This is a genomic window from Pseudonocardia ailaonensis, assembly GCF_039531635.1.
Lineage (GTDB): Bacteria > Actinomycetota > Actinomycetes > Mycobacteriales > Pseudonocardiaceae > Pseudonocardia > Pseudonocardia ailaonensis.
Genome location: NZ_BAAAQK010000004.1, coordinates 355301 through 368998, shown reverse-complemented (window position 1 = coordinate 368998; position 13698 = coordinate 355301). Strand labels below are relative to the sequence as shown.

Below are 13698 nucleotides of genomic sequence, written 5' to 3'. Positions count from 1 at the left end.
GATCTCGGACAACCGCTCCCACCCGGCGCAGCCACGGTACGCCCGGCGCAGTCACGGTACGCCGGACAACAGCGGCCGGACATCGGCCGCCCCACGTCAGTGGCTGGACGCCGCCCGGACGCCGAGGCTGAAGTTGGCGTTCCAGATCGCGGATGCGGTGGTGCGCACCGCCTCCGTCGCCATCGCCCACCGCATCCGCCCCGCCGGCACGGTGACCGACACCGCGCCGATCGCGCCCCCGGAGCTGCGGATGGGGGCGGCGACGCAGACGATGTCCCGGTAGGCCTCGCCGCGGTCGAACGCCACGCCGCCCTCCCGGACGCGCACGAGCTCAGACCTCATCGCCGCCGGGTCGACGATCGTGGTCGCGGTCTTGCGCGGCATCTCCGCCGCGATCATCGCGCTGGCGGACTCCTCGTCGAACGCCGCCATCGCCTTGCCCAAGGCGGTGCAGTAGGCAGGCCTGCGGCCACCGCGCCGGGTCGGCAGGCGCAATGAGCCGACCATGATCCGCTCGAGGTACACCACGTCGGCTCCGTCGAGGACCCCGAGCTGCACGGACATCCCCGTCCTCGACGCGAGTGCCTGGAGGTGCGGGAACGCCGCGTCGTGGAGCTGGTTGCCCGCCGCGGCGAGGCTGCCCAGTTCGAACATCCGCATCCCGACGCGGTAGCCGCCGGCGTCGCGCTCGATCCAGCCGACCCCGCACAGCTGCTCGGCAAGGCGGTGCAGCGTCGACTTCGGCAGCCCCGTGCGCTCGTTCAGGTCGCCGAGGCTCAGCACCCGCTGCCCGTCGCTGAAGGCCTCCAGGACGGTGGCGACCCGGCCGAGGACGGTGCGCTCCGGGACCTGCCGGTTCGCCGGCTGTTCCCCTGCGCCGCACGGGTGGCCGGGCATCGAGACGAGACAGCCGCAGCCGTCATCGGGGGCGGGACCGTCCGACAGCAGCGACCCACCACGAGCAGAGTTCGATGACAACGCTGCCACCTCCATTCAGGGCTCTTTTATCGCCTCGACGTCTCATCTCGCCGACGTCGGTCTCCGTCCACCCCTCGAATCAGGACTCTATTATCCGCATCACACCTGGCCTCGTGTCAAGGCCTGCGATCGAGCACCTCCGTTCCGCCTGGCGGATCGGACGCGACGGCGCGGACGTCGACGCTCGTACCTTCCGCCCATGACCGATGCCATCCCGCCTGCCGCCGACCCGAACCCGGTCTCGGTCGACCACCGGCTCCTGACGATGCGCCGGGCGGTCCGACAGCTCGGCGATCTCGGGGCGGTCGACCCGGCTCGCCTGGAGGAGTCGGCGACGGGGCTCGCCGTGGAGCGGTTACTCGCGCTCCTGGCCGAGCTCGCTCTCGCGGTCAACACCACCGTCTGCGAAGCACGGACCGGCGAGGTTCCCCGGACGCTCGAGCAGTCCTTCCACGCAGCAGCCGGGGCCGGACTGATCGACGCGGACCTGGCGGCGGCCCTGACCCCGAAGGAGGGGCCACACCACCTTCTGGTGCAGCTCTGTCTGGACTCCGAGCCCGAGAAGGTCGGCGGGATCGTCGCAGCCGCCGCGAGCAGCTACGACGAGTACGTGCGCCGGGTCGACGCCTGGACGGTGTCCGCCAGCCGCCCGGCCACTCCGACCGGGCTCCGACCACCGGACACGCGACGCGATCGACTCCGTGCTCGGCAGGCCCGACCGCTAGCTGGAGGACCAGGAACTTGATCTTGCGGAGTGCCGCAGAGGGGAACGATGTGCCCTGTGTGCGCCCTACCGACGATCTTGGCAGTCATCGTCGCAGGTCAGAGGTGTGGAGCGGACGAGCAGGTCTGTGAGCCGGATCCTGTTCACCGAGCCCTTGCGGGCATCGGATCGGCGACCATCCATCTAGGCCTGCCGTCGCCGGCAGGCTCGAGCGGCCTACCCGCAGACTCGGGCGGGCCGCCCTCGAACGTCTGCGCAGCTCCTCCCGGGGGAGGAACCTCTTGGCCTTGCTCCGGGTGGGGTTTACCGAGCCACCCCGGTCACCCGGGGTGCTGGTGGTCTCTTACACCACCGTTTCACCCTTACCGCCGGCTCGCGCCGGAGGCGGTCTCTTCTCTGTGGCACTGTCCCGCGGGTCACCCCGGGTTGCCGTTAGCAACCACCCTGCCCTGTGGAGTCCGGACTTTCCTCGGCGGCGGTCTCCCGCCGACGCGGTCGCCCGACCTGCTCGTCCGCGGCGTGATCGTAGCGCGCAGGTCCGCGGGGGCCGGCGGCGCGGGGTACGGTTCCGCGGTGCACGCCTCGACCGGCCAGATCGTCTTCCTGCTCGTGGCCGGGCTGGTCGCGGGGGCGGTCAACGCCGTGGCGGGCGGGGGCTCGCTGCTGGTCTTCCCCGCCCTGCTGACGGTCGGGCTGAACCCGCTCGCGGCGAACGTCACCAACTCGGTGGCGCAGTGGCCCGGGTACGTCGGGATCGTCGTCGGGAACCGGCGCGAGCTGGCCGGGCAGCGGCGGCGGATCGTGCTGACGGTGATCGCGGCGAGCCTCGGTGCGGTGCTCGGCTGCATCCTGCTGCTGGTGCTGCCGGGCTCTGTGTTCGACGCCGTGGTGCCGGTCCTGGTGATCCTCGCGAGCATCCTGATGGCGCTGGGGCCGCGGCTGAAACGGTGGATCGGGACACCGGAGCAGGGCGCTCCCGACCGGACGGCCGTGCTCCTGCCCGCGGTGTTCCTCGCCGGTGTCTACGGCGGCTACTTCGGGGGCGCGCTCGGCGTCATCCTGATCTCCACGCTCTCCCTGCTCGCGAACGACCGGCTGGTGCGGCTCAACGCGCTCAAGGGCGTGCTGTCGCTGGCGGCGGCGTCGGTCACCGTCGTGATCTTCTCGATCGACGCACCGGTGGACTGGCGGGCCGTCGCGATCGTGGCCCCGACCACGCTGGTCGGGGGGTACCTGGGCGCGCGGGTGGCTCGGAAGCTGCCCGAGAACGTGCTGCGCTGGTGCGTCGTCGTCCTCGGGCTGGGCGTCGGCATCTACCTGCTCGTGACCTGATGGCGCTCGCGGTCTCGGCCCTGCTGCTGGTGGCCGTGCTCGTGGTGGCGCTGCTGCGCCCGCGCGGGCTCCCCGAGGCGGCGGCCGCGGTGCCCGCGGCGCTGATCGTCGTCCTGGCGGGGTTGCTGCCGGCGCACGAGGCGCTGGCGGAGGTCGGCGAGCTGGGTCCGACCGTCGGGTTCCTCGCCGCGATCCTGCTGCTGGGCCGGCTCGCCGAGGCCGAGGGCGTGTTCCGGTGGCTCGGGGCGCGGCTGGCGGGGATCTCCCGCGGGCGGCCGACGCGGCTGTTCGGCCTGGTCTTCGGGGTGGCGACGGCGACGACCGTCGTCCTGAGCCTGGACGCGACGGTCGTGCTGCTCACCCCCGTGGTGCTCGCCACGACCGCCCGGCTGCGGCTGCCGGAGCGCCCGCACGCCTACGCCTGCGTGCACCTGTCCAACGCGGGCTCGCTGCTGCTCCCGGTGTCCAACCTGACGAACCTGCTGGTGTTCTCGGCGTCCGGGCTCTCGTTCCTCGCGTTCGCCGGGCTGATGCTCCTGCCCTGGCTCGTCACCCTGGCGGTCGAGTACGGCGTGCTGCGATGGTTCTTCCGCGGCGACCTGCGGACCGAGGGCACGCCACCGGCCGACGACGCCGGGCCGGCCCCGCGGTTCGCGCTGGTCGTCCTGGCGCTCACCCTGATCGGCTTCGGGGCCTCCTCCCCGCTGGGGGTCGAGCCCGTGTGGGTCGCCGCGGCCGGAGCGCTGGTCCTCGCGGCCCGGGCACTGGTCCACCGCGAGATCACCGTGCCGGGGCTGGTGCGGGGCACGTCGCCGCTGTTCTGCGTGTTCGTGCTGGCGCTGGGGGTCGTGGTCGCCGCGGTGAGCGCGCACGGGCTCTCCCGCGGGCTCGCCTCGCTGCTGCCGGCGACCCCCACCCTCCTCGGGCTGCTCGCGGTGGCGGGGATCGCGGCGATGCTGGCCAACGTCGTCAACAACCTGCCGGCTGCCCTGGTCCTGCTCGCCGCCCTGGGCCCGGCGCCCGCGCCGGCCTTCGTGCTGGCGCTGCTGCTCGGGGTGAACATCGGGCCGAACCTCACCTACGTGGGCTCGCTCGCCACGCTGCTGTGGCGGCGGATCCTGCCCGATGCACCGGATCTGAGGACCTTCTCGCTCCTCGGCCTGGTCACCGTCCCGCTCGCGCTGGCCGGGTCGACGGTCGCGCTCTGGCTCGTCGCCTGACGCACCGGCGAGCGTCACTCCCTGCAGGTCGGTCTCACGCCGGGGTGGGCAGGTGCGAGGTGTCGTTGACCAGGCGGACGCTCGCCCCGCCGTCCGGGAAGAAGTCCGCGATGCACAGGGACGCCAGGTCCAGGTGGAGCCGGTAGAGCAGGGAGGTGGTGGCGGCCAGGGCTTCCTGCAGGATCAGCTTGATCGGGGTCACGTGGCTGACCACGAGCACCGTGCTGCCCGGGAAGTCGGCGACGATCTTCGCCCGCTCGCCGCCGACCCGGAGCCCGGCGGCGTCGAAGCTCTCGCCGCCCGGCGGGGCGACGTCCGTGGCCCCGAGCCAGTTCGCGAACACCTCGGGATCACGCTCCCGGGCCTCGAGGAAGGTCAGGCCCTCCCACTCGCCGAAGTCCGTCTCGATCAGGCCGTCCCGCACCTGGACCGGGATGCCGGTCACGTCGGAGACGGCCTGCGCGGTCTGGCGGGCGCGGCGCAGCGGGGAACAGAGGATCGCGTCGATCGGGGTGTCCGCGAGGCGCCGCGCGGCGCCGGCGGCCTGGGCCTCACCGAGCTCGGTGAGCGCCGGGTCGCCGAGGCCCGAGTAGCGCTTCTCGACCGAGAGCGGGGTCTGGCCGTGGCGGAGCAGCAGCATGCGGGTGGGCTTGCCGATCTGGCCGGTCCACGCCGCCGATCCCGACGGCACGGATCCCGAGGGTGCGCTCACAGGCCGGACTCCGCGGTCCGGACCAGGATCGCGCCGCACTCCTCGCACTCCACGACCTCGTCGGGCGCCGTGCCCTTGAGCCGGGCCAGGTAGGTGCGGTCCAGCTCGAGGCGGCAGGCGCCGCAACGGCGCTCGCGCAGGAGCCCGGCACCGGTCTTGCCCTGGCTGCGCCGCGCCTCGTAGGCGCCCAGCAGGTCCGCGGGCAGGGCCGGCAGGATCGCCTCGCGGTCCCGGCCCCGACCGGCTTCCGCGGCCGCCACGTCGGCCAGCTCGGTGTCCCGGCGGACGGTCACGTCGGAGAGCTTCTCCTCGGCCTCGCCGAGCAGCCGGCGAGCGTGGTCGAGGTTGCCCCCGAGCGCCTCGCGCTGCTCCATGATCTCGAGCTGCTCGTCCTCCAGCACCGCCTGGCGGCGGGCGAGGGTGTCCAGCTCGTGCTGCAGCTCGGTGGCCTGCTTGGCCCCGATCCCGCTGCCGGCGAGCAGCGCCCGGTCCTTCTCGGTGCGCGCGACGACGCCCTCGACGTCCCGCTCGATCCGGCGGATGTCCCGGTCCAGGTCACCCGCTGCCGTCTCGGCCTCGACCAGCGCGTCCTTGCTCGTGCGCACCGCCGTCTCCGCCGCGTCGAGCTCGGCGTGCTCGGGCAGGGTCCGGCGGCGGTGGGCCAGCCGGGTGAGCTCGGCGTCCACGGCGGCGAGGTCGAGGAGCCGCTTCTGGGCGGCGGGATCGGCCTTCACGTCGGTTCCTCCTCGAGGTTCACGCGCCGATGCTCCAGGGGTCGGTCCTGATCCGCGACACGCGGGTGTCGACGCTACCCCCCAGCGCCCGGTCCACGACGGCCGCCGCCTGGGCGCACCACGGCCATTCGCTCGCCCAGTGCGCCACGTCGACGAGCGCCGGGGTCGGACGGCCGGGCAGCGAGCCCGCCAGCAGGTGTTCGGCCGCCGGGTGGTGGCGCAGGTCGGCGGTGACGTAGGCGTCCACACCGGCCGCGACCGCGGCGGACAGTGCCGAGTCCCCGGCCCCGCCGCAGACCGCGACCCGCTGGACCGGACGCTCGGGATCACCGGCCGCGCGCACCCCCCAGGCGGTGCGGGGCAGCGCCGCGGCGACACGTTCGGTGAAGGCGGACAAGGGCTCCGGGGCGTCCAGCCGTCCGATCCGGCCGAGCCCGCGGTGCGAGGGGAGCTCCGCCAGCTCGAGCACGTCGAACGCCGGCTCCTCGTAGGGGTGGCTGCCCCGCAGCGCCTCGACGACGGCCCGCCTGCGGTGGCGCGGCAGCACCATCTCGAGCCGGGTCTCGGCCACCCGTTCCAGCTTCCCGACCTCGCCGATCGCGGGGTGCGCGCCGTCGTGCGGCAGGAACTGACCGGTCCCGGCGGTGGCGAACGAGCAGTGGCTGTAGTCGCCGATCTCCCCCGCACCGGCCGCCGAGAGCGCCTCGTGGACGGCCCGGATCGACGGTCCGGTGGGGACGAAGGCGACGATCTTGTCCAGCGGGTCCGCCGGGGCGGCCTGCAACGGCGCCTCGACCGTCAGACCGAGGGCGCCCGCGAGCGCGTCGGACACACCGGGATCGGCCGAGTCCGCGTTGGTGTGCGCGGTGAACAGCCCGACTCCGCCACGGATCAGCCGGTGCAGCAGTGCCCCCTTCGGGGTGTCCGCACCCACGCCGTGCACCCCGCGCAGCAGCAGCGGATGGTGCGTGACCAGCAGCTGTACGTCCGAGGCCAAGGCCTCGTCGACGGTCTCGGCGACGGCGTCGACGGCGAACAGCACCCGCCCGACGGGCTCGGCCGGGTCGCCGCAGACCAGCCCGACGGCGTCCCAGTCCTGGGCCAGGGCGGGCGGGTAGGCGGTCTCCAGGGCGGCGATCACCTCGGCGAGGCGGGTGGTGCTCATACCGGTACACCTACCAGCGCGCCCCGCAGCGCCTCCACCAGGTGGGCCGCGCGCTCCGGCGCGCGGACCGCGACCCGGACGTGGTCGGGCCCCAGCCCGGGGAAGGTGTCGCAGCGACGGACCGCGATCCCGGTGCGCCGCACCGTCTCCCGGATCCGGTTCCCCTGGCCGGCGGGCAGGCCGAGCAGCAGGTAGGGCGCGACTCCGGGCTGCACGCGGACGCCGGGCAGCGCGGCGAGGGCGGTGGCCAGGTGGGCGCGATGTGCCGCCAGGCGCTCCGCGAGCGCCGCCGCCTCGGCGACGGCGTGCGGCTCGCTGCAGGCGATGACGGCCTCCAGGCCGAGGGTGCCGACGGGCCAGTGCGGGCGCGGGGCGGCGAGCCGGGCGAGCAGCGCGGGATCGCCGAGGGTGTACCCGGCGCGCAGTCCGGCGAGCGCCCAGGTCTTGGTGAGCGAGCGGAACACGAGCAGCCCCGGCAGCCGCTCCCCCGCCAGCGACCCGGGCTCGCCGGGCACGGCGTCGGCGAACGCCTCGTCGACGAGCAGCACGCGACCGGGCCGGGCCAGCGCGCGCAGGCCGTCGTGCAGCACGCCCGTGGGGTTCGTCGGGTTGCCGACGACGACGAGGTCCGCGTCCGCAGGGACGGCGGCCGGATCGAGGCGGTGCCCCTCCTCCTCGCGGGTCAGCACGTGGGTGACGGGGATCCCGGCGCCCCGCAGCGCGGCCTCGGGCTCGGTGAACCCGGGGTGCACCACGACCGCGTGCCGGGGCTGCAGGGCCGGGAGCAGCGCGAACCCCTCCGCGCTGCCCGCCAGCACGAGGACCTCCTCGGGCGTGCGCCCGTGCCGTCGGGCGACCGCGTCGCGGGCCCGCCGGTCGTGGTCGGCCGACGGGTAGCGGGCCAGGTCGTCGAGCGTCGCGGCCAGCCGGGCCCGCAGCCAGGCGGGTGGCGCGTCGCCCTGCACGTTGACCGCGAAGTCCGCCAGGCCGGGTTCCGCGTCGACGTCGCCGTGGTGACGGAGCGTGTCCGGTCCGGACGAAACGGACGACGTGTTCCTGCTCTCCTCGGCTGTGTCCGGATCACCCTCCATACCCCGGCACCCTACGGTGGCGGGGTGCATGTCAGTTTCGTCTGTACCGGCAACATCTGCCGCTCGCCGATGGCGGAGCAGGTGTTCCGGGCCGCCCTGGCCGACGAGGGGCTGGCCGACTCCGTGACCGTGACCAGCGCCGGCACCGGCGGCTGGCACGCGGGCGAGCCGATGGACCCGCGCTCGGCCGAGGTACTCGTGCGCCACGGCTACGCCGCGGACCACGTGGCCCGCCAGGTGGACTCCGGGATCCTGTCCGCGGACCTGCTGGTCGCGCTCGACGCCGGGCACCGCCGGGCACTGCGCGACTCGGTCCCCGAACCGGACCGGGTGGTGCTCCTGCGCTCCTTCGATCCGGCCGCGCCGTCGGACGCCGAGGTGCCGGACCCGTACTACGGCGGCCCGGACGGTTTCGACGAGGTGCTGCGGATGATCGAGGCCGCGATGCCCGGCCTGGTCGAACGGGTGCGCAAGGAGATGTGACCGCGCCTCCCCCGCAGCTCGGCGGGGGTCGCGAGGACCTTTCGACCCGTCCGGAGGAGTCCTCACAGAGGGTCGGGAGCGTCCTTCAGCTCGGCGAGGGAGTCGTCGATGGCGGCGGCGAGGGTGTCGACATCCGGGAGGGCGTCGCGGTCGGCGTTGAGGCCGTAGCAGACGGTGCCGTCGTAGGAGGTCACGCCGATCGCGACGGCCTGGCCATGGGCGAGGGGGACGACCGGGAAGACGTCCCGCATGCGGGCGCCCATCGCGTACAGCGGGCGCGGCGGGCCCGGGACATGGGTGACGACGACGTTGAACACCCGGGACGACAGCCGCGACGAGAGCCGCGCGCCCATCTGGTGCACCGCCGGGGTGACCACCCCGGCGAGGCCGACGACCGCGGAGGTGCCCGCGGAACCGCTGCGCCGCTTGCGCGCCTCCATCTGGGCGGCGATCACCCGCAGCCGGTCCACCGGATCGGGCAGGCCGACCGGGAGGTCCACGAACACGGCGGAGATGTGGTTCCCGGACACGGCCGCCCCGCCCCGCCCGCGCAGGCTGACCGGCACCAGCGCCCGGATCGCGGTGTCCGGCAGGATCGGCTCGCCGCGGCTGATCAGCCAGCGGCGCAGGGCCCCCGCGACCACGGCGAGCACCACGTCGTTCACCGAACCGCCCCCGGAGCCGTAGCGGCGGCGGATCACCCGGTGCTCGAACAGCGACGTCCTGGCCATGCCGAAGCGGCGCTGCTCACCGATGGGCGCGTTGAGAGCACCGACGGGAGCCCCGCTGGTGGCCGTGCGGACGGCCTCGACCAGACCGCCGATCGTGCGCTGCACCCCGGCCGCGGCCTGCCGGAGGTCCTGCGCCGCCCGCGCCATCGTGTCGAACGTCGCGCGGGGCCGCAGCAGGTTCTCCACCACCGCCTGCGCCGCCAGCTCCACACCGGACGGTTCGCGGGCCGGCCGCCAGTCCTCCGCCTCCACCCGGCGCGGAGCCGGGGTCGCATCGAGCAGCACGGCACCGATGTCCATGGACCCCAGCCCGTCGACCATCGCGTGATGGGTCTTGGTGACGACGGCGAACCGGTGCCCCTCGAACCCCTCGACGACGTAGATCTCCCACAGTGGACGGGAGCGGTCGAGCTGGCGGGAGAGCAGCCTGCCGACCAGCTCGCGCAGCGCCACGTCCGTGCCCGGCTCCGGCAGGGCCGAGCGACGGACGTGGAAGCTCAGGTCGAACTCGGGATCGTCCACCCAGACCGGCAGGCCGAGCCGGCCCGGGACCTGCCGCACCTTCTGCCGGTAGCGCGGCACCAGCGAGAGCCGGTCGCCGATCAGCCGCACGAAGGCGTCGACGTCGAACGGCGCACCGCCGGGCGGCTCGAAGGTCATCACCCCGCCGACGGTCATCGCCGTGGTCCGCTCCTCCATGAACAGGAACGACGCGTCGAGCGGGGTGAGGCGTTCGGGCACCGGAGTTATCTACCAGACTCCTTCGGCGCGCCAGCCGCGCAGCGGCATCCCGGAGCGGCCGTGCTCCCCGAGCTTGACGCCGAGCACCTGGTGCAGCTGGATGTTGTCCAGGTCGAAGCCGAGCCGGCAGGCGGCCATGTAGAGCCGCCAGACCCGGGCGCGCCCGATGCCGACCTCGGCCACCGCCTCGTCCCAGTGCTCCTCGAGGTTGCGGCCCCAGTCCCGCAGCGTCAGCGCGTAGTGCTCGCGCAGGTTCTCCTCGTGCCGGATCTCGAAGCCCGCGTCGTTCATCTCGGTGATCAGCAGGCCCGGGGACTCGAGCTGGCCGTCCGGGAAGACGTAGCGGCCGATGAACGGGTCCACCTTGCGCTTGTTCACCGTGCGCGGCTGGGTGATGCAGTGGTTGAGCAGCCGGCCCTCGGGGCGCAGCTTGCCGTACAGGAAGCCGAAGTAGTGCTCGAGCTGCTTCTTGCCGATGTGCTCGGTGAGCCCGATCGAGCTGACGGCGTCGAAGCCGGTCTCGGTGACGTCCCGGTAGTCCAGGTGCCGGACCTCGGCGAACTCCTCGAGGCCCTCGCGCCGGATCGCCTCCTGCCCCCACTCGGCCTGCGCCTTGGACAGGGTCACACCCAGCGCGTGCACACCCATCCGGGCGGCGTGGCGCACCATGCCGGCCCAGCCGCAGCCGACGTCGAGCAGCCGCATCCCCGGCTCCAGCGCGAGCTTGCGCGCCACCAGGTCGTACTTGGCCGCCTGCGCCTCCTCGAGGGTGGCGTCCGGGCCCGGGTAGGCCGCGCAGGTGTAGGTCATCGACGGGCCGAGCACCCACTCGTAGAAGGTGTTCGAGACGTCGTAGTGGTGCGAGATGGCCTGGCTGTCCCGGAACTTCGAGTGCAGCCGCCCGCGCGGGCGCGCCTCGAGCTCGGGCGGCGCGGGCCGGTGCCTGAGCCAGATCGGCCCGACCGTGCCCAGCAGCCGGGCGAAGTCCGCCTTGGACACGCCGTTCAGCGTGACCTCCGACAGCGCCGAGAGCGCCGCGTAGAGCTCGCCCTCGACGTCGATCTCGCCGGTGACGTACGCCCGGGCGAGGCCCAGCGTGCCCGGTGCCGACGCGAGCCGCGCCAGCGCGACCGGCGACTCGATCCGCAGCGTGGTCTCGGCGTCGTCCGGACCGGACTTGCTGCCGTCGTAGGCGACCAGCCGGATCGGGGCGTCCTTCCCGATGACGTGCCCGAAGACCTCCGCGACCCTCATGCTGCCCCTCCGACCTTCGTGTAGAGATCCGGCACCCGACCCAGGGGGTCGTAGCGGTCCTTCACCGCGCGGTACGCGGTGCCGTTGTAGCGTTCCCAGAACTCGGCCTCGCCGTAGTGCACGGTCGAGTACAGACTCTTGTGCCCGTCGAGGCGCGCGACCAGGTCCTCGACGAAGCGGTTGTGCTTGGTCCTGATGGTCGGATCCGCACGCTCCTCCTCCGTCGCTCCCCCGGTGATCGGCACCGACGACCAGAAACCGACGTTCACGTACGGCGTGTGCGGCTTCATCGGGTACAGCGGCCAGGTCCGCTCCCCGCGCAGCTGCAAGGGGCACAACCAGACCGGGGAGATCCCGACGTGGGCGTGGAACTCCGCGAGGAACTCCGGCAGGTTCGCGGTGGGGATCTCCACGTCCTGGATGACCATCTCCTCCTCGGGATGGCCGAGCCGGCGGCGGATCCGGTTGGACGCTTGGTAGCGCTGGTCGAGGGCGACCAGCCTGCGGTACACGTCCGAGCGGCGGAACCGGGCGGGCCACAGCCGGCGCACCCACGGCACCTGCACGCCGAAGGCCCGCGAGCACCAGAACCAGTCCGTGTCCCAGCGCCAGAGGTAGTCGTGCACGGTGAGGTGGTCGACCGGGCGGGTGGCCAGCGACTTCCAGAACACCGCCATGCCCGTGTAGTCGCTGACCCGGGCGCCGGGGGTGGGGGCGTCGACGAACTCACCGACGGAGACGTAGTGCTCGGTGGCGGAGTAGACCGTGCCGTCGAGGAAGTCGATCCCGCTCGCGGAGAACTCCGCGATCGCCGCGGTGGCCTCCTCCGCGGTGCGGTAGCGATGGTGGGTGAGCTTGACGTACGGCTTGACCGGCTGCAGCTCGATGCGCAGGCGCAGCGCGTAGCCGAGGGTGCCGTAGGAGTTGGCGAAGGCGTGGAAGAGATCGGCGGAGTCGCCGTCCGGGCGCGCGGTGACCAGCTCGCCGGCCGGCGTCAGCACGTCCATCTCGACGACGGACTCGTGGGGCAGCCCGTGCCGGAAGCTCGTGGACTCGATGCCGAGCCCGGTGACCGCGCCGCCGAGCGTGATCGTCTTCAGCTGGGGGACGACCAGCGGCATCAGCCCGTGCGGCAGGGTCGCCGCGACCAGGTCCTCGTAGGTGCACATGCCCTGGACGTCCGCGGTGCGGGCCTCGCGGTCGACCTCGATCACCCCGGCCAGCCCGGAGGTGTCCAGGTGGACGGCCGTCCCCGTGGTGGCACCGAACCGGAACAGGTTCGAGGTGCGCTTGCCCAGGCGGACCCGGGTGCCCGCCGGGACCGCGCGGTACGCGCGCACCAGGGCGTCGACGGTCGCGTCGTGGGCCCGCCGGGGACCGCTCACCGCCTCGCCCGGGCCTGCCGCCGTCCGGGTCGAACCGCTCACCGTGCCGCTCACGAATGCCACGCTAACGCCCGAATGCGCCCACGTCAGGCAGCGGCACCCGGGGATAGGTCACTCCTGCGGGAGAACAGCCCGAAAATACGGACCAATCACCCACGCCGGCGGGCGGAGACGAGCTTGGGGATCGCCGGGAAGCCCGTCACCGGCTGGTAGGCCTCGGCCGCCGCGGTGAGGCCGGCGTACTCGTCCGCGGTGAGCCGGATCTCCGCGGCGGCCACGTTGCTCTCCACCTGCGCCACGCTCGACGCCCCGGGGATGGCCACGACGTTCGGCGGGTGCACGACCCAGGCCAGGGCGATCTGGGCGGGCGTGGCGTCGTGGGCGGTGGCGACGTCCCGGAGGGTGTCGAACAGCGGCCTCGCGGCGTCGAGGTTCTCGGGCAGGAACATCGCGTTCATGGCCCGGACGCCGGTGGTGGGCCGGTCCGCCGCACTGTGCCGGGCGGAGAGGAAGCCCTGGGCCAGCGGGCTGTAGGCGATCACCACGTGGCCGGTGCGCTGCGCCCACGGGAGCATCTCGGTCAGCGGTCCGCGATGGACCATCGAGAACTGGACCTGGTTGGACAGCACCTTCGCCCCGAACCGGGCCTCGGCCGTCTGCCAGCGGGCGAGCTTGTAGTTCGAGACGCCGACCTCCCGCACCACGCCGACGTCCCGCAGCGCCTTCATGCCGCGCATGGTCGTGGCGTCGGAGACGACCGGGTTGGGCTGGTGGACCTGGTAGAGGTCGATCGTCCGGACGCCGAGGCGCTGGGCGCTCGCCACCCCGCGCTGCTGGACGACCGCGGCGGTGGGCAGCAGCGGGAAGATCTTGGTGGCGACGACGAGGCCGTCCGTCCCGCCCGTCTCCGCGAGGGCCTTTCCGAGGATCCGCTCGGACCGCCCGAAGCCGTAGGACTCCGCCGTGTCGAACACGGTGACGCCCAGCTCGCGGGCGCGGGCGACGATCCGCTGCGACTCCCCTGCCGTCGTGTCACTGCCCGCGTAGTCCGCGCCGTACCCCCACTCCCGGGAACCGAACTGCCAGGTGCCCAGCCCGATCACGGAGTACGGCGAGTCGGTCCCGATGTTCTCCACGAAGCGCATGGG

Annotated in this window: 13 protein-coding genes and 1 other RNA gene; 4 read left to right on the top strand and 10 right to left on the bottom strand. The window is 73.5% G+C overall.

Annotation, left to right across the window (positions count from 1 at the left end; all coding sequences use genetic code 11):
• Positions 1–96: 96 nt before the first annotated feature.
• Complete coding sequence (locus tag ABD324_RS08210) at positions 97–897, bottom strand: IclR family transcriptional regulator (protein ID WP_344414122.1); 801 nt, start codon at positions 895–897, stop codon at positions 97–99.
• 280 nt (positions 898–1177) lie between these two features.
• Here ABD324_RS08210 and ABD324_RS08205 point away from each other — a divergent pair, with 280 nt between their 5' ends.
• Complete coding sequence (locus tag ABD324_RS08205; protein WP_344414120.1) at positions 1178–1723, top strand: hypothetical protein; 546 nt, start codon at positions 1178–1180, stop codon at positions 1721–1723.
• A 91-nt stretch (positions 1724–1814) separates the two neighbouring features.
• On the opposite strand, the gene rnpB is transcribed toward ABD324_RS08205, so the two are convergent.
• Positions 1815–2213: RNase P RNA component class A (gene rnpB, locus ABD324_RS08200), an RNA gene on the bottom strand.
• A gap of 62 nt (positions 2214–2275) precedes the next feature.
• Between rnpB and ABD324_RS08195 the strand changes: the two genes are divergently transcribed.
• Positions 2276–3034 (top strand): sulfite exporter TauE/SafE family protein, encoded by a 759-nt coding sequence (locus ABD324_RS08195; RefSeq protein WP_344414118.1) that lies wholly within the window; start codon positions 2276–2278, stop codon positions 3032–3034.
• A complete protein-coding gene (locus ABD324_RS08190; RefSeq protein WP_344414116.1) occupies positions 3034–4254 on the top strand; it encodes an SLC13 family permease in 1221 nt (406 codons plus the stop codon). Before ABD324_RS08195 ends, ABD324_RS08190 begins: the two co-directional genes overlap by 1 nt.
• A 34-nt stretch (positions 4255–4288) precedes the next feature.
• On the opposite strand, the gene ABD324_RS08185 is transcribed toward ABD324_RS08190, so the two are convergent.
• Genes ABD324_RS08185 through cobC form a run of 4 tightly spaced genes read right to left on the bottom strand, consistent with a single transcriptional unit; the run spans position 4289 to position 7956 of the window.
• Positions 4289–4966: a histidine phosphatase family protein gene (locus tag ABD324_RS08185; RefSeq protein ID WP_425565757.1), complete on the bottom strand. Its 678-nt coding sequence runs from the start codon at positions 4964–4966 to the stop codon at positions 4289–4291.
• Positions 4963–5700 (bottom strand): zinc ribbon domain-containing protein, encoded by a 738-nt coding sequence (locus tag ABD324_RS08180; protein WP_344414114.1) that lies wholly within the window; start codon positions 5698–5700, stop codon positions 4963–4965. The genes ABD324_RS08185 and ABD324_RS08180 overlap by 4 nt, the downstream gene beginning before the upstream one ends.
• Before the next feature lie 19 nt (positions 5701–5719).
• A complete protein-coding gene (locus ABD324_RS08175) occupies positions 5720–6865 on the bottom strand; it encodes a Nif3-like dinuclear metal center hexameric protein (RefSeq protein ID WP_344414112.1) in 1146 nt (381 codons plus the stop codon).
• Positions 6862–7956, bottom strand: a complete 1095-nt coding sequence (cobC, locus tag ABD324_RS08170; protein ID WP_344414110.1) for an Rv2231c family histidinol phosphate aminotransferase CobC — start codon at positions 7954–7956, stop codon at positions 6862–6864. The genes ABD324_RS08175 and cobC overlap by 4 nt, the downstream gene beginning before the upstream one ends.
• A gap of 24 nt (positions 7957–7980) precedes the next feature.
• Here cobC and ABD324_RS08165 point away from each other — a divergent pair, with 24 nt between their 5' ends.
• Positions 7981–8439, top strand: coding sequence for a low molecular weight protein-tyrosine-phosphatase (locus tag ABD324_RS08165; RefSeq protein WP_344414108.1), 459 nt, complete (start codon positions 7981–7983; stop codon positions 8437–8439).
• 62 nt (positions 8440–8501) lie between these two features.
• Here ABD324_RS08165 and ABD324_RS08160 read toward each other — a convergent pair whose 3' ends face one another.
• The 4 genes from ABD324_RS08160 to ABD324_RS08145 all read right to left on the bottom strand — a co-directional run bounded on the left by ABD324_RS08160 (position 8502) and on the right by ABD324_RS08145 (position 13695).
• The gene (locus ABD324_RS08160; protein ID WP_344414106.1) at positions 8502–9911 is read right to left on the bottom strand and encodes a WS/DGAT/MGAT family O-acyltransferase; all 1410 of its coding nucleotides are present in this window, start codon (positions 9909–9911) and stop codon (positions 8502–8504) included.
• Between the two features lie 9 nt (positions 9912–9920).
• Positions 9921–11165, bottom strand: a complete 1245-nt coding sequence (locus tag ABD324_RS08155) for a class I SAM-dependent methyltransferase (RefSeq protein ID WP_344414104.1) — start codon at positions 11163–11165, stop codon at positions 9921–9923.
• A complete protein-coding gene (locus ABD324_RS08150) occupies positions 11162–12604 on the bottom strand; it encodes an FAD-binding oxidoreductase (protein ID WP_425565756.1) in 1443 nt (480 codons plus the stop codon). The genes ABD324_RS08155 and ABD324_RS08150 overlap by 4 nt, the downstream gene beginning before the upstream one ends.
• 95 nt (positions 12605–12699) lie before the next feature.
• A complete protein-coding gene (locus ABD324_RS08145) occupies positions 12700–13695 on the bottom strand; it encodes an aldo/keto reductase (protein WP_344414102.1) in 996 nt (331 codons plus the stop codon).
• Between the last annotated feature and the right edge of the window lie 3 nt (positions 13696–13698).